The following is a 20691-nucleotide window of genomic DNA, read 5'->3' on the forward strand; positions in this document are numbered from 1 at the left end:
ATGCTGGCCGCCTTGTTGGGCGGCCTGATTTTGTTGGGACTGGCCTGGTATGCCGGTACCCTGCTGGCGCGTCTCAAGCGCCAGCACGACAGCCAGCAGCAGGCTATCGCGGCCCGCAATGAACGGATCCTCGAGAGTGTCAGGGTGATTGCCCATGCGGTACGGGATGGTCAGTGCGACTACTCCGAGGGCGCCATCCGGTTGACCAATCTGCTGGATGCGTTGCAGATCAAGGGCGGTCGCGCCTTTGCCGGCGAATTTCCGGGTTTGTACGGTCTCTACGAGAAGGTGAAGGAGATGCCGACTCATGAGGCGAGACGGGCCCTCAAACGCAATGAAGTAATGAAGATGGATCTCGAACGCAGTGGCTATGAGGCCGAGCTGGAGGCGCAGATCCTCGAGGATGTGGCCAGACTGAAGGATTTTCAGTTAAGCCGGTGAGCCGATAACAAAAAAGAGGAAGCAAGCGTGCAAGCAGAACAGATTGTGTGGGATCAGGCCCTGATCGAGAAATATAACTACAGCGGTCCGCGTTACACCTCCTATCCCACTGCGCTGGAGTTCAACGAGGGTTTCGGTTATCCGGACTTCGTCCAGGCCGCGAGCCAGTATCCGGCGCGCAACCTGTCGCTCTACGTGCATATCCCTTTCTGTCACAAGCTCTGCTACTACTGCGGTTGCAACAAGGTGATCACCCGTCACCGCCACAAGGCCGATCAGTACCTCGATTTCCTCGAGCAGGAGATCAAGGCGCAGGCCCCGCTGTTCAAGCAGCGGCTGGTGACCCAGCTGCACTGGGGCGGCGGCACGCCCACCTATCTGGATGAACCCCAGACTCGCCGACTGATGGCCATGTTGCGGGAGCATTTTCACTTCGCCGAAGAGGGCGAAATCAGCATCGAAGTGGATCCGCGGGAGATCGAGCTCTCCATGCTGGACGTGCTGCGGGAAATCGGCTTCAACCGTATCAGCCTCGGCGTGCAGGACTTCAACAAGGAGGTCCAGGTCGCGGTCAACCGCGAGCAGGACAACGACTTCATCCGCGCCATGCTGGAGCGGGCCCGCGAACTGGGCTTTCGTTCCACCAACCTGGATCTCATCTACGGTCTGCCGCACCAGAACCGGGAGAGCTTCCATCACACTCTGGAAGAGGTGCTCAAGACCGATCCGGCCCGCCTCTCCATCTTCAACTATGCCCATCTGCCCAGTCGTTTTGCCGCTCAGCACAAGCTGAAAGAGGCGGACATGCCGGCGCCGCAGGAAAAACTGGCCATGCTGCAGGACACCATCGCCTTCCTGACCGGCCGTGGTTATCAGTTCATCGGCATGGATCACTTCGCCAAGCCGGACGACGAGCTGGCAGTGGCCCAGCGTGAGGGCAAGCTGCACCGCAACTTCCAGGGCTATACCACCCAGGGGGATTGCGATCTGCTGGGGTTGGGGGTCTCCTCGATCAGCATGATCGGCGATGCCTATTCCCAGAACCAGAAAGAGCTCAAGGCCTACTATGGTCAGGTGGAAACGCTGGGGCATGCCCAGTGGAAGGGGTGCTCTCTCAATCAGGATGACCTGATCCGCCGCGAGGTGATCAAGCGCCTCATCTGCGATTTTCGCCTGAACTTTGCCGCCGTCGAGCAGGCTCATGGCCTGGTGTTCAGAGAGTACTTCGCGGAGGATCTCAAGCTGCTGCAGACCTTCATCGATGACGGCCTGGTGCGGATGACCGAAGAGGGGCTGGAGGTGGTCTCCACCGGTCAGCTGCTGATCCGCAACATCTGCATGTGCTTCGATGTCTACCTGCGGAGCAAGGCGCGTCAGCAGCAGTTCTCCCGGGTGATCTAAACCGGTCGATGTCGTTGGGAAATAAAAAAACCGCCTCTCGGCGGTTTTTTTATTGGGTTTGGCTGTATCAACGCTGGGCTGCGCGGGTACTCAGCTCGGCCTTCTCGGCCTCGCTCAGGAAGGCCAGGGTCAGGCCGTTCTGCTGGGCGGTGCGGATCTCGCTCACCGTCATGCCGGCAGCCGGGGCCGCCACCTCGTATTCGTGGGGCAGGTCGATGCCTTCCACCGCCGGGTCGTCGGTGTTGAGGCAAGCCAGCACGCCGGCGGCCAGGAACTGGCGGATCGGGTGTTCGGTCAGGCTTGCCACCGTGGTGGTCTGAACGTTGGAGGTGAGGCAGGACTCGATGCCGATGCGGTGCTCGGCCAGATAGGCCATCAGGGCCGGATCCTGAATGGCTTTGACGCCGTGGCCGATACGTTCGGCACCCAGCTCGCGAATGGCCTGCCACATGCTCTCGGGGCCAGCGGCTTCACCGGCGTGCACGGTGACGCGCATGCCCGCATCACGCACCCGGCGGAAGTGGTCGGTGAATAGCTCGCCCGGGAAGCCCAGTTCGTCGCCGGCCAGATCGATGGCAACCAGCCGATCGCGATGGGTCAGACAGGCATCCAGCTCTTGCTTGCACTGCTCGGTGCCGAAGGTGCGGCTCATGATGCCGATCAGGTTGGTCTTGATGCCGAAGTCGCGGCTGCCAGCCGCCACGCCGTCGATGATGGCTTCGACCACGCCCTGCGGGTGCAGTTTGTGGGCCATTGCCATATAGGCCGGGCTGAAACGCAGTTCGGCATAGTCGATGCCGGCGCGCAGCAGATCTTCCACGTTTTCGTAGGCGACCCGGCGGCAGGCGTCGTAGTCGGCCAGCACGGCCACGCCCCAGTCCAGCTTCTTGAGGAAAGCGACCAGGCTCGGTTCATTCTCGACGATCTGCACATGGGGGCGCAGCGCCTCCAGCTCGAAGGCGGGCAGTTGAATGTTGTGCTGACGGCCCAGCTCGAGGATGGTCTGCGGGCGGATGTTGCCGTCCAGATGGCGGTGCAGGTCGGTCAGGGGAAGAGATCTGTCAATCATGATGGCGCCTTCTTCGAGTCGGGTGTGAAAGCCTGCCATTCTAGGCAGGGATCTCAAAAAAGATACCCCGTTTGAAATCAAACGGGGGCTTATTGGTCGGTGATTTGCCAAGGCGTGATGGGAATCGTTTTTCCCAAGGACTCAGGAGAGGTCGAGTTCCTTTAGCTTGCGGGTGAGGGTGTTGCGCCCCCAACCGAGCAGCCGTGCCGCCTCCTGTTTGTGACCATGGGTATGGTCCAGCGCGGTTTCCAGCATGATCCGCTCGAACTGGGGCAGGGCATCGGCCAGGATGTCGGTCTCCCCCAGCGCCAGCTTGGCGGCGACCCAATCCTGCAACTGCTGCTGCCAGCCGCCGGACAGGGCCGGCTGACCCGGTTCGGCGGTGCTGGTGATGGGGGTCAGCAGTTCGGTGGGCAGATCGCTCACCAGCACCTCCTGGCCCGAGGCCATCACGGTAAGCCAGCGGCAGACGTTCTCCAGCTGGCGCACGTTGCCCGGCCAGGGCAGGCGGCTGATGTAGGCCTGGGTATCCGGATGCAGGCTCTTGGCCTCCACGTTCAGCTCCTTGGCTGCCCGCAGCAGGAAGTGCTGGGCCAGCTGGGGAATGTCCTCACGCCGCTCCTTGAGGGCGGGAATGTGGATCCGGATGACATTGAGGCGGTGGAACAGGTCTTCCCGAAATTCGCCGTCGGCCACCCGCTTCTCCAGATTCTGGTGGGTGGCAGCGATGATCCGCACATCCACCTGCACCGGCTGATGGCCGCCGACCCGGTAGAACTGGCCGTCGGCCAGTACCCGCAGCAGCCGGGTCTGCACATCCAGCGGCATGTCGCCGATCTCGTCGAGAAACAGGGTGCCGCCGTCGGCCTGTTCGAAGCGGCCGTGGCGAATGTTGTTGGCGCCGGTGAAGGCTCCCTTCTCATGGCCGAACAGTTCCGACTCGATGAGATCTTTTGGGATGGCGGCCATGTTGAGGGCAATGAAGTTCTTGTGGGCGCGCGGGCTGTGCTTGTGCAGGGCGTGGGCGACCAGCTCCTTGCCGGTGCCGCTCTGGCCGTTGATCAGCACCGAGATGCTGGAGCGCGACAGCCGGCCTATGGCGCGGAACACCTCCTGCATCGCCGGTGCCTCGCCGATGATCTCCGGGCTGCTGGCCGGATCCTGCTGGCGTGCCTTACGTTTGGTGCGCTGCTCTTTGAGGTGATTCTCGGCGCGGCGTACCAGAGTGACCGCCTCGTCGATGTCGAATGGCTTGGGCAGGTATTCGAAGGCACCGCGCTGGTAGGCGTTGACCGCGCTGTCGAGATCCGAGTGGGCAGTCATGATGATGATGGGCAGGTCGGCCTGGCGGCGATGGATCTGCTCAAGCAGGCTGAGGCCATCGATGCCGGGCATACGGATGTCGGAGAGGATCACGTCTGGCGAGCGCATCTCCAGCGAGCTCAGCAGCGCCTCGCCATCGGCGAAGCTCTCACACTCGAAGCCTTCACTGCCGAGGGTGCGCTCCAGCACCCAGCGGATAGAACTGTCGTCATCGACGATCCACACTTTTGCTGTCATGACGTTCCCTTATTTGCGAAGCGGTAGAAAGATGGTGAATTCGGTGTGGCCGGGCCAGCTGATGCAGTCGATCCGCCCCTTGTGCTGGTCGATCAGGTTCTGGGCGATGGAGAGGCCGAGCCCGGTGCCCCCCTCCTTGCCGGTGATCATGGGGTAGAAGAGGGTGTCGCGGATGGCATCCGGGATGCCGGGGCCGTTGTCGATGATCTTGATCTCGGCCGCCAGCCGGTAGCGCTGGCCGTGGATGGTGATCTGGAACGCGGTGCGGGTCTTGATGCGGATGAGGCCGGTCTGCTCGCCAATGGCCTCGGCGGCGTTGCGCACCATGTTGAGGAAGGCCTGCTGCAGCTGGTCCGGCTCCATCTCGAACTCCGGGATGCTGGGATCGTAATCCCGCTCGATGCGCACCGTCGGCGGCAGCTCCAGCTCCACCAGCCGGCGCACCTGCTCCAGCACCGAGTGCACGTTGTGCATCTGGTGACGACCCGGGCGCTGGGGGCCGAGCAGCCGGTCGACCAGCACCCGCAGCCGGTCGGCCTGTTCGATGATGATGCCGGTATATTCACGCAGGGCGGGGTCGGGCAGCTCCTTTTGCAGCAGCTGGGCCGCGCCGCGCAAACCACCTAAGGGATTCTTGATCTCGTGGGCCAGGCCGCGTACCAGCTCCTTGGCCGCCTGCTGCTGGGCATGCTGCTGCAGCTCCTGGCTGATCTTTTTCTGTTGGTCGATCTTGCGCAGCTCCACCACCATCAGCCGTTGCTCATGATCGGCCAGCGGGCTGACGCTCATCTCCACCAGTCTGGGTTCCCCTTCCACCACCAGGGTGACTTCGCTGTCGGTGAAGCCTTGTCCCGAGCTGAGGCACTGCTTTAGCCGCTGCAGATCGAGGGAGATGTGTTCCAGCAGATGGGGTAGCTCGATACCGATCAGCCGGCGCTGACTGAGGGAGAGCAACTGCTCGGCGGCCGGGTTGACGAACTGGATGCAGAGCCGCTCATCCATCAGGATGACGGCGGTCAGCAAGTTATCGAGCAGTATCTTGGCTTGATCCGGGCGGGTTGGCACAGGTTTCTCCCTAAAACGGTGCTATACACCAGCAATGCACCAATGTGGTGCATTTAGTCTACCCGTATCGAGGCACAGGATCACCCCTTGTTGTTGAGGGGGGTCACTTTGGGTGCAGGATTGATGCTGGCCCGGTGCAGGTAGAAGGTGACTGGCTTGGATTTAGCAAGGATCGTACCGTCTTTGGCGAGCAGCTCGAGCTGGGCCTCATGGGCACCGCGATCGAGGTTTTCGACCCGGATGGCGAGCGAGTTTTTAACGATGGGGGCAGCCTTGCCGTCCAGGGTCAGGCGCACATCGTACTGGGTCGGCGGTTGCGGGCTGATCTGACCCTGAAACACCACGTTGCCGGTGTTGTCGCGCAGAGTGCTGCCCTGTTCCGGGGAGAGCAGTTCGATCACCAGCTTGGCCGCTTCCTTCTCTTTCTTGGCATCGACGCCGGTCAGGCTGTTGAAGTTGTCAACTTGCACCGAGCGGGGGGAACTGCCGATGAAGGGGGCTACACGCAGATCGACCTCCTTGGCTTTCTGGCCGGGAGGAGGGGCATCCGTGTAGTGAACGACCCCCTGGCTGTCGGTCCAGGAGTATACCTTGGCAGCCTGGGCGCCGGTGGCGGCCAGCAGCAACAGGCTCAGCATCCATACTGGGTTGGCGTTTTTCATCCATCTCTCCTTGACGGGATTTTGCTTAATCCTATCAGAGAAAAAACCCGCCTGTCGGCGGGTTTGGTCAAGTTCTGAGCTGGCTTCCGGATTAAACGGAGTAGTACAGTTCGAACTCCAGCGGGTGCGGGGTCATGCGCACGCGGTCAACGTCCTGCTGCTTCAGCTCCAGGTAGGAGTTGATGAAGTCGTCGCTGAACACGCCGCCGCGGGTCAGGAACTCGCGATCCGCATCCAGCGCGGCCAGGGCTTCGTCCAGAGAGCCGGCCACGGTCGGCACTTCGGCTGCTTCTTCCGGCGGCAGGTCATACAAGTTCTTGTCCATGGCATCGCCCGGGTGGATCTTGTTGATGATGCCGTCCAGGCCGGCCATCAGCTGGGCTGCGAAGGCCAGGTACGGGTTGGCAGCCGGATCCGGGAAGCGGACTTCGATGCGGCGAGCTTTCGGGCTCGGCACGACCGGGATACGGATGGAGGCAGAGCGGTTGCGGGCAGAGTAGGCCAGCATGACCGGTGCTTCATAACCCGGTACCAGACGCTTGTAGGAGTTGGTGGTCGGGTTGGCGAAGGCGTTGATGGCCTTGGCGTGCTTGATGATGCCGCCGATGTAGTGCAGCGCCATCTCGGACAGACCGCCGTACAGGTCGCCGGCGAACAGGTTGACGCCGTTCTTGGCCAGGGACTGGTGGCAGTGCATGCCGGAGCCGTTGTCACCGAACATGGGTTTCGGCATGAAGGTGACGGTCTTGTTGTAGGCGTGGGCCACGTTGTGGATCACGTACTTCAGTACCTGCACTTCATCCGCTTTCAGGGTGAGGGTGTTGAAACGGGTCGCGATCTCGTTCTGACCGGCAGTCGCCACTTCGTGGTGGTGAGCTTCAACGACCTGGCCCATCTCTTCCAGCACCAGACACATGGCGGCACGGATGTCCTGAGAGGAGTCAACCGGTGCGACCGGGAAGTAGCCACCCTTGACGAAAGGACGGTGACCCTTGTTGCCGTGCTCGTAATCGGTACCGGAGTTCCAGGCGGCTTCTTCGGATTCGATCTTCACGAAGCTGTGGCCCATGGTGTTCGAGAAGGTGATGTTGTCGAACATGAAGAATTCCGGCTCCGGCCCGAACAGCACGGTGTCGGCGATGCCGCTGGACTTCAGGAAGTCTTCGGCGCGCTTGGCGATGGAGCGCGGATCGCGGTCGTAGCCCTGCATGGTGGCCGGTTCCAGCACGTCACAGACGATGTTCAGGGTGGTCTCTTCGGTGAACGGATCCAGTTTGGCGGAGGCCGCATCCGGCATCAGCACCATGTCTGATTCGTTGATGCCCTTCCAGCCGCCGATGGAGGAACCATCGAACATCTTGCCGTCTTCGAAGAAATCTTCGTCAACCTGATGGGAAGGGATGGATACGTGCTGCTCTTTACCCTTGGTGTCGGTAAAGCGCAGGTCGACAAACTTGACTTCGTGTTCCTGGATCAGGGCCAAAACGTTCTGGGCTGACATGCTAAGTAACCTCCGGTGTTAAAACTCTTAGGGTGAATGCGTCATCACATTCACATAAGCCAGTATCGTGCCAAGTTTGTGACAGCTTGATTTCAGGGCATTTGGGGCTATCAGCCAGCCCTGAGACCCGCCATCTCAGCGCGTTACGCCTCAAAGTAGTGCATCCATGGATCGTTTTGGTGCACTAAAATGGTGCGCGTTATACGGTCAGCCCTCATCTAAGCAGGCTTTGATCGGAAGGTCTATGATCCTGATCCCCTGTTGTGCGCGAATGTACTGCAATTCTGCTAGGCAGATCACAAAGGCGAGAGTACAATTAGCGCCCAATTTTACCCGGTGATTGAGGCGAGAATGTTAGAGAATTTACGCAATATTGCGATTATTGCGCACGTTGACCACGGCAAAACGACTCTGGTTGATAAGCTGCTGCAGCAGTCCGGCACCCTGGACCGCTCCACGGAAGGCCAGGAACGGATCATGGACTCCAATGATCTGGAACGGGAACGTGGCATCACCATTCTCGCCAAGAACACTGCGATCCGCTGGAACGACTACCGCATCAACATCGTTGATACCCCGGGTCACGCCGACTTCGGTGGTGAGGTAGAGCGCGTATTGTCCATGGTTGACTCCGTGCTGCTGCTGGTTGACGCCGTTGACGGCCCGATGCCGCAAACCCGTTTCGTGACCCAGAAGGCATTCGCCCAGGGTCTGAAGCCGATCGTGGTCATCAACAAGATCGACCGTCCGGGTGCTCGTCCTGACTGGGTAATGGATCAGGTATTCGATCTGTTCGACAACCTGGGTGCCACCGACGAGCAGCTGGACTTCAAAGTTGTTTACGCCTCTGCACTGAACGGTTGGGCCACCATGGATCAGGACGTTGAGTCCGATAACATGGAACCCCTGTTCCAGGCCATCGTCGACAACGTGGAAGCGCCCAAGGCTGATGCCGACGGTGGTTTCCAGATGCAGATCTCCCAGCTGGACTACAACTCCTATGTTGGCGTCATCGGTATCGGCCGCATCACCCGTGGTCGCGTCAAGACCAACCAGCAGGTCACCATCGTCGGTGCCGACGGCAAGTCCCGTACCGGCAAGGTCGGTCAGGTGCTGGGTTATCTGGGTCTGTCCCGTACCGAAGTGGCCGATGCGCAAGCTGGCGACATCATTGCCATCACCGGTCTGGGCGAGCTGAAGATCTCCGACACCATCTGTGACAACGGCGCCGTTGAAGCGCTGCCGCCGCTCTCCGTTGACGAGCCGACCGTGAACATGACCTTCCAGGTCAACACCTCACCGTTCGCCGGCAAAGAGGGCAAGTTCGTGACCTCCCGCAACATCCTGGAGCGTCTGAACCAGGAGCTGGTCCACAACGTGGCCCTGCGCGTGGAAGAGACCGATGATCCGGACAAGTTCCGTGTCTCCGGCCGTGGTGAACTGCACCTGTCCATCCTGATCGAAAACATGCGTCGCGAAGGTTACGAGCTGGCGGTATCCCGTCCGGAAGTTATCCTGCGCACCGTAGACGGCGTTCTGCAAGAACCGTTCGAAACCGTAACCGTGGACGTGGAAGAAGCGCACCAGGGTTCCGTGATGGAGCAACTCGGCCTGCGTAAGGGCGAGATGACCAACATGACCCCGGATGGCAAAGGCCGTGTTCGCCTTGACTTCATGATCCCGAGCCGTGGCCTGATCGGCTTCCAGACCGAGTTCATGACCCTGACTTCCGGTACCGGCCTGCTGTACCACACCTTCGACCACTACGGTCCGCACAAGGGTGGCAGCATCGGCGAGCGTCAGAACGGCGTGCTGATCTCCAACGCTACCGGCAAGGCGCTGACCTATGCCCTGTTCGGTCTGCAAGACCGCGGTCGTCTGTTCATCGGTCACGCGACCGAAGTGTACGAAGGCCAGGTGATCGGTATTCACTCCCGTTCCAACGACCTGACCGTGAACTGCCTGAAGGGCAAGCAGCTGACCAACATGCGTGCCTCCGGTACCGACGAAGCCCAGGTGCTGACTCCGCCGATCCGCATGTCGCTGGAACAGGCTCTGGAGTTCATCGACAACGACGAACTGGTTGAAGTCACTCCGAAGAGCATCCGTATCCGCAAGAAACTGTTGACCGAGATGGATCGCAAGCGCGCCGGTCGTGCTTGATATCTGTTCATCGACAGACAGAGAGAGGCCTTCGGGCCTCTTTTTTTATGCCTGCTCGCCGCGGGCAGGCAGTTGCAGGTGCCGGTGCGAGTCGCACCCGGCCGGCCCATGGGTGGTCAAATGACCATGCTATCTGACACAATGTCTGCACTATGAAGACGTTGGGAGCGACAATGCAGCAGAAATTCGGCGGCCGTCTTGGCCATGCCCTCTCTTTTTTACGCCACGATGGTGGCCACTTCGCCCAGTTCGTCTGGGGCCGTTTCCAGCAGGACAGGCTGACGGTCACCGCCGGCTATCTGGCCTATGTGACCCTGCTCTCCCTGGTGCCGATGATCGCCGTGGTATTCGGCATGATGTCGGCCTTTCCGGTGTTCCAGAGCCTGAAGCAGGCGATGGAGCAGTTCGTCTATCACAACTTCGTGCCCACCGCCGGCGAGATGCTCAAGGAGTACATCGATGGCTTCGTGGCCAACGCCACCAACACCACGGCAGTCGGTATCGGCGCCCTGATCGTGGTGGCACTGATGTTGATCTCAGCCATCGACAAGAACCTCAACTACATCTGGCGTTCCACCCAGAGCCGGCCGCTGGCCCAGGCGTTTGCCATGTACTGGATGATCCTGACCCTGGGGCCTGTGCTTATCGGGGCCAGCATCGCCATCTCCTCCTACATTTTCTCGCTGCGGTTGTTTGGCGCCGAGAGCCTGTTCGGCATCGGCTATCTGTTGCTGCGCGGCCTGCCGTTCCTGTTCTCGGTACTGACTTTCCTGCTGGTCTATACCGTGGTGCCCAACTGCAAGGTGCGGCTGATGCACGCCTTCATTGGGGCCCTGGTGGCGGCCACCCTGTTCGAGCTGGCCAAGCGCGGCTTTGCCATCTACATCACCAACTTCCCCTCCTATCAGGCCATCTATGGCGCGCTGGCGACCATCCCCATCCTGTTTGTATGGGTCTACCTGAGCTGGTTGGTGGTCTTGCTTGGCGCCGAGACCACTGCCTGCCTCGGCGAATATGAGCGGCCTGCCCCAGAAGAGCTGGCTTGAACCTTGTTGTTGGGCATTGGCGACCATGCTGTTTGTCTGGGCCTATGTGGACTGCCTGAGCTGGTTAGTGGTCTTGCTTGATGCGGAAACCACTGCCTGCCTCGGCGAATATGAGTGACCGGGTACCGATGAGTTGGCCTGATCCGGTCCCTTGCTGTTAGCATCGACGACCGCCCCCGTCAGTAGATGGGGGCGGTCGTTCCGTTTTGAGAGGAGAGGGATGTGATTGCACTGATTCAGCGGGTCAGCGAGGCCAGCGTAACGGTAGAGGGTGAGGTGACCGGCGCCATCGGTCAGGGTCTGCTGGTGCTGCTCGGGGTGGAGCAGGGGGATGACGAGGCCAAGGCCGACAAACTGCTGCACAAGGTGAGCGGTTACCGCATTTTCTCCGACGAGAATGGCAAGATGAACCTCAACGTAAGCCAGGCCGGCGGCAGCCTGCTGGTGGTCTCCCAGTTCACCCTGGCGGCGGATACCAACAAGGGGATGAGGCCCAGCTTCTCCGGCGGCGCCCATCCGGTCGAGGCCGAGCGACTGTACGACTACTTCGTGGCGCAGGCAACCGCCAGCGGCATACCGACCGCCACCGGCCGCTTCGCTGCCGACATGAAGGTGGCGCTGGTCAACGACGGCCCAGTCACCTTCTGGCTACAGGTCTGACGCCAGCTCGTAGCGAGGGGCCGTGTGCAGCAGGACGTTGCGCAGCCCCGGCACCGGGTAGGGGGTGGTGGGGCCGACCCACTGCTCCAGCAGCATCAGCACCCGGGTCAGCTCGAGGCGGGTGCGCGGCAGCAGGTTGATGATGAGCTCACCGTTCAGGCAGGGGGCCAGCGCCTGATAGATCCGCTCCTGGAACAGCAGCGGCGGATTGCCGTCCTGGCTGAACAGGTCGAGCAGGATGAGGTCGTATTGCGCCTCGCTCTGTTCCAGAAAGGCGAGGGCATCGGCCTGGTGCAGGGTCGGCGTGCGCTGCGGGTGTTGGTCGGGCTGAAAGAACAGCTGATAGAGGGTGATCACCTCTTCATCAAGGTCGACGCACTCGTGACGGGCATCGGGCCAGCGCTGGTGCAGATGGCGGGTGAGATCGCCGCCCCCCAGCCCCAGCTCGAGGATGCTGCCGGCCTGCTCGGGCAGCAGACAGGCGATCACCTGCTGATGTGGCAGGCAGAGGGTGGCGGGTTCGGCCAGGGACATGGCCGACTGCACCACGCCGTCGATCTCCAGCCAGCGGTGATGGGCATTTTCCTGTACGGTGAGCCGGCGCTGGGGCTTGGCGCTGAGGTGCAATAAGTGGTCGGCTTGGTACGCTTGCAGATTGAAGTCCATGAATTTGCGCGGCAAGATGGTTTTCGACCAGTGTAACTCAAGGATGGAACTATGTACCGGGTGGTCACCCCCCAGACGGCAGCCGAACCGGATGCCCATTATCAGTTGAGCTGGGAGGCATGGGTGCGCAAGCCCTTCAATGTGCCCGTCGGCGCTAACTCAAGGATCGCTTTATGTACCGGGTAGTCACTCCTCAAACGGCAGCCGAGCTGGACGCTTACTACCAGTTGCGCTGGGAGCTACTGCGTAAACCCTTCAATCTGCCCGTCGGTTCCGAGCGGGATGAATACGATACCGTCGCCATTCACCGGCTGATGCTGGCCCCCGACGGCACGCCCATCGCGGTGGGGCGGTTGTTTGTTGGCGGTGACGAGGCCCAGATCCGCTTCATGGCGCTGCGCCCCGAATTTCGCGGTCAGGGGCTGGGTGCCCGCATGGTGGAAGATCTCGAACAGCTGGCCCGCAGCGAGAAGGTGAAGCGGCTGGTGATGAATGCCCGCCAGGAGGCGGTGGAGTTCTACCGCAAGTGCGGCTTTCTGGAGGTGGGGGAAGGCCCCGTCTCCTTTGGCCGTATCCCGCACCGCCAGATGATCAAGTCCCTGAGCCCGCTGCAGACCATCCAGTACCGGCCGGAGTGGTGCCAGGATCTCACTACCCGCTGGTCGCGCGGCATTCCCATCAGCGAGAAGATGGGGGTGCACATCACCCACTACGACGGCCAGACCTTCCACCTCAAGGCCAATCTGGCGGCCAATCTCAACGTGCACGATACCATGTTCGCCGGCAGCATCTACAGCCAGTGCGTGCTGGCGGGCTGGGGCCTGATCTGGCTGCAGCTCAAGGAGGCGGGGCTTGTAGGGGATACTGTGTTGGCGGAGGGCAACATCAAGTACTACCGGCCGGTCAAAGAGGAGCCGGAGGCGCGGGTGGCGCGCGAAGGCATGCCTGCCGTGCTTGAGCCGCTCAAGGCTGGCGAATCTGCCAAGTTCAGCCTCAAGATCAAGCTGTTCAGCGGCGACAAGCTGGCGGCCGAGTTCCTCGGTCACTACGTGGTGCAGCCGGTGAAGCGACCGGGCCAGTAACTGCGCGCTGGTTCCCATCAAGCAACAAGGCCTCATCACGAGGCCTTGTTGCTTTCTGTCGGCTAGCCGTTGGCCGCCTGTGCGGCCGTGGCCTTCGGCGCCGGTCGCCAGAGCGGGCTGCTGTTGCCCTGGGGCGGGTAGCGCACGCCGGTTTCCCAGCCGCAGCCGTCCGGTTTTTGCTGGAAGCCCCAGCTAAGGGTCGGCTCGGCGAGCGGCCCGCGCCACTGGCCGAGCAGCTCGGCACAGTGCTGGCCGTTGAGGACGCCCAGATCCAGCTGCCACTGCTCATTGACCAGATCGACGCTGCCCTGCACCCCCAGCAGGTGGGTGATGGTGGAGGCGCCGGCCTGCTCGATCTTCAGCTGGCCCTGCGCCACCTTGCCTTGCAGCTTGATGCGATAGAAGGGGGTGTCGCCCTCCTGCATCGCCTGCCAGAGCTCGGCCGGGCTGAGGGTTGGCGCCGCTGCCTGCTTGAACCACTGATCCAGCAGCGGATCTATCTTCACCTTGTCCCAGAACGGCTCGGTGGCATCGAGCGCAATGTTCCCCTGCAGGGAGCTGCGCCAGGCGCCTGGAGTGCCGCCGTGCAGCGCCTGCAGATCGGCGCTCAGATCCATCTTGCCGGCGAAGGAGACGGGGGAGTGGAGGATCTTGCCCCACTGCACCAGATCCAGTTTCTCGCCCTTGAGCTGCAACCGGCTGGTCTGGCCCGGCTCACGTCCCCACTGGCCGCTCAGGCTGAGGCTGCCCTCATCCGGCAGCGAGCTGGTGAGCTTGTTGAGCTGCCAGGAGCCGGCTGTCAGCTCGCCATCCAGCTCGCCGTTGCGGGCGCTGAGGCCGTCCCACACCAGTTCGAACCAGGCGCTCTCGAGGCGGGCCCGGCCCAGCAGCGGCCCCGGCTGGTTGCCACGCAGGCTGAGATCGGTGAGATAGAACTGCCAGCCGGTCAGCGACAGGGGCAGGGTATCGTCGAAGGAGAGCACCTTGAGCTTGTCGAAGGCCAGCTTGCGGATGTCGATCTGTTGCGGTCGCCAGCGCTGCCAATCCTGCCACCACCCTTCCGGCAAGCTGATGTCCATGCCGCTCAGCGCCATGTCCTTGAGGGTCAGCTTCTGCTGCAGGGGATCGAAGGAGAGCTCCAGATTGAACTCCCCTTCATAGGCCTTGCCCTGCAACTCGGCATCCAGCTGCTGGGGCGAGAAGGCGACCTTGCCCTGGATGGATTCCAGCTGGAACAGGCCACGGCCGAGATCGCCGAGGGTCCCTGAGAAGTAGCCGCTGGGCGTGCTGCCGGCCTGCCAGTTGAAGGCGGTCAGCTGGCCGTTGAGGTTGTTGAGGGCCAGCTCCTGCTCGATGTCGTTGAAGCTGAGATCCCGGATCTGGCCGAGATCCAGGCTGACCTGGCGCAGGGGGGATTCGGCTTTGGCAAGGGTGCCCCACTCGATGCGCATGCCCTGGGTCTTGAGGTTGTTCAGCCGCAGGCTGCGGGCGGGCCAGTCGAGCACCATGCCGGTCTCGAGCAGACCGTCGAACAGGTTGGCGGTCAGCTTGTCGGTGCTCAGCACCTGACCTTCCAGCCGGCCGGCCAGGTTGAGGCGGGAGAGGGCCCAGGCCGGGGTCGTCAGCTCATTGATGTTGAGGGTCAGGTTGGCCTGGGGCGGGCGCACCGGATTGAGCAGCTGCCAGTCGCTCAGGGTGGCGTTGAGACCGCGCAGGGTCAGCCCGTCGCTCTCCAGGCTGAGCCGGTCGATGGTGCTGTCGGCGATGGTGAGGGAGTGCACCGGCAGGCTCGGCAGCTGGTTGGGCAGCGGCAGCTTGATGGCCGGGCGGATGAGATCGAGATGGGCGATGCGCACATCGCGGCTCAGCCAGTCGATGCTCTCTATCTCGAGATAGATCTTGTCGAGGGTCACGGCGTTGCCGTAACTCACCTGCTCTGCCAGCAGGGTGTAGGGGTGAAGCGGGTTGAACACCAGCCGGCCTATGGTGACAGGCACGCCGGTCTGCTGGCTGAGCCAGCCGGCGATGGGCCCCTTGGCGCGCTCGGCGTCGAACAGGCCGAGCCCGACCCAGACAAAGAGCAACAGGAAGGCAAGGGTGTAGAGCAGGCCGCGCAGCCAGGAATTCATCAGTGCTTTCCTCCTGTTTCTGTTGCTTGGTCAGGCATTGGAGTAGTGGTCCCGCAGGCCGAGCCAGCGTCGTATCAAGGGTTCGACATGGCTCGGGTGGCGGTCCATCAGGCAATGTGACCATCTTCTGCATCTGCCTTGGTCAAGCATTGGAATAGTGATCCCGCAGGCCGAGCCAGCGCCGTATCAAGGGTTCGACATGGTTTGGGTGGCGATCCATCAGGAAGCGCGCCATCTTCTGCACCTGCGGGATGAGCGGCTGGTCCCGTACCAGATCGGCGATCTTGAGATCGGCCAGGCCGGTCTGGCGGGTGCCGAGCAGCTCGCCCGGGCCGCGCAGCTCCAGATCCCGCTGGGCGATGAGGAAGCCGTCGTTGGTTTCCCGCAACACCCCGAGCCGGCTCTGGGCCGTCTTGGACAAGGGGGCATGATAGAGCAGCACGCAGTGGGAGGCCACCGAGCCACGCCCGACCCGGCCGCGCAGCTGGTGCAGCTGCGCCAGCCCCAGTCGCTCCGGGTTCTCGATGATCATCAGGCTGGCGTTGGGCACGTCCACCCCCACCTCGATGACGGTGGTGGCGACCAGTAGCTGCAGTATGCCCGCCTTGAACTCCTCCATCACCCGCTGTTTCTCGACCGGCCGCATCCGGCCGTGCACCAGCCCGATGTGCAGGCCGGGCAGCAGGTTCTGCAGCTCGGCGGCGGTGTCCTCGGCGGCCTGGCACTCCAGTACCTCCGACTCCTCGATCAGGGTGCAGACCCAGTAGGCCTGCTTGCCCTCCTCGCAGGCCAGTCTGACCCGTTCGATCACGTCCTGGCGGCGGCTGTCCGGCAGCGCCACCGTGGTGATGGGGGTGCGGCCCGGGGGCAGCTCGTCGATGATGGAGGTGTCGAGGTCGGCATAGGCGGTCATCGCCAGAGTTCGGGGGATGGGAGTGGCGGTCATGATCAGCTGATGGGGATGCACCCCTTCCCGCTCCCCTTTCTCCCGCAGGGCGAGCCGCTGATGCACGCCGAATCTGTGCTGTTCATCGATGATGACCAGAGCGAGGCGCTGGAACACCACCTGCTCCTGGAAGATGGCGTGGGTACCCACCACCATCTTGACGCTGCCATCGGCGATGGCGGCCAGCGCTTCTTCTCGTGCCTTGCCCTTCTGCTTGCCAGCCAGCCAGCCGACTCCGATGCCGAGCGGTTCCAGCCACTTGGCGAAGTTGATGGCGTGCTGCTCGGCCAGCAGCTCGGTCGGCGCCATCAGCCCCACCTGGCAGCCGTTGCCGATGGCCTGCAGGGCGGCCAGTGCCGCGACCAGCGTTTTACCTGAGCCCACGTCCCCCTGCACCAGACGCATCATGGGGTGGCTCTGTTGCAGATCCCGGCCGATCTCCGCCACCACCCGGTTCTGGGCGCCGGTGGGGGTGAACGGCAGGGCGCCGAGCAGCTGCTCCACCAAGGCAGGTGCCGGTTTGAGGGCGCGGGCCAGCTGGGTTTGTGCCTGAGCCCGCACCTTCAAGACCGAGAGGTTGTGGGCCAGCAGCTCCTCCAGCACCAGCCGCTGCTGGGCCGGGTGCTGGCCGCTTTCCAGCAGGGCCAGCGCCACCGAGGGGGGCGGACGGTGCAGCAGCTTCAGGGCCGCGGCCAGATCGATCTGCTGGGGATAGAGGCCGGCGGGCAGCAGCTCCTCCACGCCGTAGAGGTCGAGCTGGGCCAGCGCCTGATCGGTGAGGCTGCGCAGGGTGAGCTGGCGCAGCCCTTCGGTGGTCGGGTAGACGGGGGTGAGGGCCTCTTCGGTCTGGCCGGCCTGCTCCTCGCCGAGCAGCTTGTACTCGGGGTGGGCCATCTCCAGCCCGTATTTGCCGGGGCGTACCTCGCCGAAGCAGCGCATCAGCCGGCCCGGGCTCAGGCTGTTCTTCTGGGCGGCGGTGAAGTTGAAGAAGCGCAGGGTGAGGGTGCCGGTGCCGTCGCTGATGCGGCAGACCAGCATGCGGCGACGCCCCATCACCAGCTGAGTGTCCTGGATCTCCCCCTCGACGGCGCCGTGCAGGCCGGGCGGCAGATCGCCGATGGGCCACACCTGGGTGCGGTCCTCGTAGCGCAGGGGAAGGTGGAACAGCAGATCCTGCACCGTGGCCAGCCCCAGCCGCTCGAGCTTTTCCTGCATCTTGCTGCCGACGCCCTTGAGGCTGTCGAGGGAGATTTTATCCAATTTCATCAATTAGATGCCCGAAAACACTGTAAATATGTCCAGATGATAGGGTTTATTGCTGTCTCGACGCAAGCCGCGTCGTGCGGTTGGGGCTCGGCTGGTGGGGAGCGGAGCCCCCAATGACAAGGGCCTGCCGATGTGCGGCAGGCCCTTGTGAGGATCCCTGAGGGTGCGAGGCGTCCCGGTCAGATGATGCGCTTGAGCAGGATGTGGGCCTTGACCCGGTGGATCCGGGCCAGCAGCTTGCGTACCTGATCCGGGTAGTCCTGGATCTGCTCGATCTGATCGAAGTGGCTGATGCGCTTGGTGTTGGCCAGAATGTTCTCCCGCTCGGCGTTGAACTGGGGTCGCAGCAGGTGACGGCGATCGTAGACCAGCAGGCCGTTCTCCAGATCCAGCGCCCAGGCGCGGGGATTGAGGTTGTTGCCGGTGAGCAGGGCCCACTCGTCATCCACGAAGATCCCCTTGAGGTGGTAGGAGTTGCGCTCGCAACACCAGAGCATCAGGTTGAGACGGCCAGCATCGATGTGATGCTGGTTGCGCTCGGCGAACTTGCGCAGGTTGGTCTCGTACAGATAGGGCAGACCGCCGATGGTGGAGAATTTCTCCTCCGGCGGAATGAAGAAGTCGTTGGCGGTCTTGTCGCCCACCACGATGGTGACTTTGCAGCCGCGCTTGAGCAGGGCCTCGATATCCTTGTTCAACTCCTTGGGCGGGTTGAAGTAGGGGGTGCAGATGAAGATCTCCCGCTCGGTGGCCCGCACTAGGGTACGGATCATCTTGTTGAGCTGGTTGCCACGCTTGCCCAGGCCGCTCATCGGGGTGATGGCCACCTCCTGGCTGTTGACCGGCATGGTGTCGAAGCGGTACTGGCCGAGGCGCAGGTTGTGCTTGAAGCGGCGGATCGGCCCCTTCAGCTGCTTGGCGCTGGGGATGTCGGTGCGATCCAGCCGCTGCACCGCCTCGCTGCGCAGGAACAGGTCATCCACGTAGTTGACCATGCTGCGGGTCAGCTCCGGGCTGGTGATCTGGTGATAGCGGTCGAAACGGTAGCGATCCTGCTGGTGCAGGTAGATGTCGTTGAGACTGGCACCGGAGTAGAGCAGGGTGTCATCGAAGATGAAGCCCTTGAGGTGCAGTACCCCGAGCAGTTCACGTCCTTTCACCGGCACGCCGTAGATGGCGATCTGGTGCTCGTGGCGGGCAGCCATCTCCTGATACATCAGGTGGTTGCCACCCTGCTTGCCCTTGCCGATCAGGCCGCGCTGGGCACGGTGGAAGTCGACGAACACCTTGACGTCGAGGGCCGGGTTGCGCTGCTTGGCGGCGTAGAGGGCGGAGAGGATCTCCCGTCCCGCCTCGTCATCCTGCAAATAGAGCGCCACCAGATAGATGCGCTGACGCGCGCTGGCGATGAGCGAGAGGATCCGGCTCTTGAAGTCCTTGGCGCCGTTGAGCACTTCAAACTGGTCTGCGGCGACGGCGATCTGGGGCAGGCGCGCCAGCAGCTGTCGATAATGTGCCGATGAATGCATAGAGAAACCTGAAATCACTGCGTTAAGCGTTCCACTCGGAGCGATGGATAGGCGATTCTAGCAATCTCGCCCTGTTAGCCAAAGAAAGAATCGTCATAAAGATGAAAAAGGCCTCACATTGGAGGCCTTTTTCCGCACGGTTGCGATCAGAGGAAGCTGTAGATGATCATCGCCATCACGCCGCCGGTGGTGCCTATGATGGTCTCCATCACGGTCCAGGTCTGCAGGGTCTGCTTCTCGGTGAGACCGAGGTAGCGGTTGGCCAGCCAGAAGCCGGAGTCATTGACGTGGGAGAGCACGATGGCCCCGCCGCCGATGGCGATGGTGACCGCCGCCAGCTGGGCGCCGTTCAGGCCGAGCGGCTCCAGCATCGGCAGCACCAGGCCGCAGGCGGTCAGCATGGCGACGGTGGCGGAACCCTGAATGACCCGCACTGCGGCCGCCAGAATGAAGGCCAGCGCGACGATGGGCAGGCCGGAGTCCGCCAGCATGTTGCCAAGAGCGGCACCGACACCGGAATCCACCAGGATCTGCTTGAACACGCCACCGGCACCGGTCACCAGGATGATGACGCCGGCCGGTTGGATGGCGCTGTTGCAGACGTTCATCACCTCGTCACGGGACATGCCGCGACGGATCCCCAGCAGGTAGAAGGCGGCCAGGCAGGCGACCATGATGGCGGTGAAGGGGTGGCCGATGAACTCCAGCCAGCCGTGCAGGGGCGTGCCGGCCTCGACGAAGCGGCCGACGATGGTCTTGAGACCGATCAGCAGCAGCGGCAGGCCGATGAGACCCATGGCCAGCCCGAAGGAGGGCAGGTTCTTGCCGTCGTCGTGGGCGCTGCTCTGGGCGTCGGCCGGCAGCGGCACGTCGACCACCTTGCTGATCAGCTCGCCAAACAGCGGGCCGGCCAGGATCAGGGCCGGAACGGCGGCGATCAGGCCGAACAGGATCATGTAGCCGAAGTCGGCGCCTAGCTGGGATGCCACCAGGATGGGGCCCGGCGCCGGGATCAGGAAGGCCTGGCAGGTGGCGATGCCCGCCAGCAGGGCGATGCCGATCTTCACCACGCTGCCGCCGCCACGGCGGACGATGGCGAAGGCGACGCCGATCAGCAGCACCACGGCCACGTCGAAGAACAGCGGCAGTGCGCAGACGAAGCCGGTCAGCGCCATGGCCCAGTTGGCGCGCTTGACGCCGAACTTGCCGAGCAGGGTGTGGGCCACCCGGTCGAGGGCGCCGGTGACTTCCATCACCTTGCCGAACATGGCGCCCAGTGCCACCACCACGGCGACGAAACCGAGGGTGCCGCCCATCCCTTTCTGGATGGTGGCGGCGATGTCGGCCGGGTTCATGCCGGCGGCGAGCCCCGCCACCATGGAGACCAGGATGAGGGAGACGACCGCGTGCAGGCGGGCCTTCATCACCAGAAAGAGCAGCAGCACGATGGAGCCGGCGGCCGTCATGATCAGGGAGAGGTCAGACATTGTTGTGCATTCCTTGTT

At 62.7% G+C, this 20691-nt stretch carries 16 protein-coding genes and 1 pseudogene; 7 read left to right on the forward strand and 10 right to left on the reverse strand.

Features of this window, described 5'->3' with window-relative positions; translation table 11 throughout:
• Entirely contained in the window at positions 1-441 is a 441-nt protein-coding gene (locus E5E97_RS05510; RefSeq protein WP_016349087.1) for a DUF2489 domain-containing protein, read from the forward strand.
• Positions 442-468: 27 nt separating this feature from the next.
• Positions 469-1842, forward strand: a complete 1374-nt coding sequence (gene hemN, locus E5E97_RS05515) for an oxygen-independent coproporphyrinogen III oxidase (protein ID WP_029302464.1) — start codon at positions 469-471, stop codon at positions 1840-1842.
• A gap of 67 nt (positions 1843-1909) precedes the next feature.
• Here the strand turns inward: hemN and add are convergent, their stop codons facing one another.
• The 5 genes from add to glnA form a co-directional block, all read right to left on the reverse strand.
• Positions 1910-2911, reverse strand: coding sequence for an adenosine deaminase (add, locus tag E5E97_RS05520; protein ID WP_118882332.1), 1002 nt, complete (start codon positions 2909-2911; stop codon positions 1910-1912).
• 141 nt (positions 2912-3052) lie between these two features.
• The gene (gene glnG / locus E5E97_RS05525; protein WP_010635441.1) at positions 3053-4471 is read right to left on the reverse strand and encodes a nitrogen regulation protein NR(I); all 1419 of its coding nucleotides are present in this window, start codon (positions 4469-4471) and stop codon (positions 3053-3055) included.
• Between the two features lie 9 nt (positions 4472-4480).
• Positions 4481-5536 (reverse strand): nitrogen regulation protein NR(II), encoded by a 1056-nt coding sequence (gene glnL, locus E5E97_RS05530; RefSeq protein WP_011704282.1) that lies wholly within the window; start codon positions 5534-5536, stop codon positions 4481-4483.
• An 80-nt stretch (positions 5537-5616) separates the two neighbouring features.
• Complete coding sequence (locus tag E5E97_RS05535) at positions 5617-6198, reverse strand: DUF4124 domain-containing protein (protein ID WP_016349091.1); 582 nt, start codon at positions 6196-6198, stop codon at positions 5617-5619.
• A gap of 91 nt (positions 6199-6289) precedes the next feature.
• Positions 6290-7699, reverse strand: a complete 1410-nt coding sequence (gene glnA / locus E5E97_RS05540) for a glutamate--ammonia ligase (protein WP_011704284.1) — start codon at positions 7697-7699, stop codon at positions 6290-6292.
• A gap of 351 nt (positions 7700-8050) precedes the next feature.
• Between glnA and typA the strand changes: the two genes are divergently transcribed.
• From typA to dtd, 4 genes and pseudogenes are all read left to right on the forward strand, one after another.
• Positions 8051-9862: a translational GTPase TypA gene (gene typA / locus E5E97_RS05545; RefSeq protein ID WP_011704285.1), complete on the forward strand. Its 1812-nt coding sequence runs from the start codon at positions 8051-8053 to the stop codon at positions 9860-9862.
• 173 nt (positions 9863-10035) lie between these two features.
• Positions 10036-10908, forward strand: coding sequence for a virulence factor BrkB family protein (locus E5E97_RS05550; protein WP_118882104.1), 873 nt, complete (start codon positions 10036-10038; stop codon positions 10906-10908).
• 13 nt (positions 10909-10921) lie between these two features.
• Positions 10922-11026, forward strand: a pseudogene (locus tag E5E97_RS05555) (virulence factor BrkB family protein); the annotation flags it as partial.
• Positions 11027-11130: 104 nt separating this feature from the next.
• The gene (gene dtd / locus E5E97_RS05560) at positions 11131-11568 is read left to right on the forward strand and encodes a D-aminoacyl-tRNA deacylase (RefSeq protein WP_017788643.1); all 438 of its coding nucleotides are present in this window, start codon (positions 11131-11133) and stop codon (positions 11566-11568) included.
• Here dtd and E5E97_RS05565 read toward each other — a convergent pair.
• Complete coding sequence (locus tag E5E97_RS05565) at positions 11557-12333, reverse strand: spermidine synthase (RefSeq protein WP_118882102.1); 777 nt, start codon at positions 12331-12333, stop codon at positions 11557-11559. The genes dtd and E5E97_RS05565 overlap by 12 nt on opposite strands.
• Before the next feature lie 74 nt (positions 12334-12407).
• Here E5E97_RS05565 and E5E97_RS05570 point away from each other — a divergent pair, with 74 nt between their 5' ends.
• Positions 12408-13316: a bifunctional GNAT family N-acetyltransferase/hotdog fold thioesterase gene (locus E5E97_RS05570; protein ID WP_011704289.1), complete on the forward strand. Its 909-nt coding sequence runs from the start codon at positions 12408-12410 to the stop codon at positions 13314-13316.
• 62 nt (positions 13317-13378) lie between these two features.
• Here the strand turns inward: E5E97_RS05570 and E5E97_RS05575 are convergent, their stop codons facing one another.
• From E5E97_RS05575 to gntU, 4 genes are all read right to left on the reverse strand, one after another.
• Positions 13379-15445, reverse strand: a complete 2067-nt coding sequence (locus E5E97_RS05575; protein WP_171279969.1) for an AsmA-like C-terminal region-containing protein — start codon at positions 15443-15445, stop codon at positions 13379-13381.
• Positions 15446-15587: 142 nt separating this feature from the next.
• Complete coding sequence (gene recG / locus E5E97_RS05580; protein WP_024944676.1) at positions 15588-17657, reverse strand: ATP-dependent DNA helicase RecG; 2070 nt, start codon at positions 17655-17657, stop codon at positions 15588-15590.
• 179 nt (positions 17658-17836) lie between these two features.
• Positions 17837-19186 (reverse strand): CDP-diacylglycerol--serine O-phosphatidyltransferase, encoded by a 1350-nt coding sequence (gene pssA, locus E5E97_RS05585; protein ID WP_162902065.1) that lies wholly within the window; start codon positions 19184-19186, stop codon positions 17837-17839.
• Positions 19187-19332: 146 nt separating this feature from the next.
• The gene (gene gntU, locus E5E97_RS05590) at positions 19333-20673 is read right to left on the reverse strand and encodes a gluconate transporter (protein ID WP_045528700.1); all 1341 of its coding nucleotides are present in this window, start codon (positions 20671-20673) and stop codon (positions 19333-19335) included.
• Positions 20674-20691: the final 18 nt, after the last annotated feature.

It is taken from the genome of Aeromonas sp. 2692-1 (genome assembly GCF_013085505.1).
Classification (GTDB): domain Bacteria; phylum Pseudomonadota; class Gammaproteobacteria; order Enterobacterales; family Aeromonadaceae; genus Aeromonas; species Aeromonas hydrophila.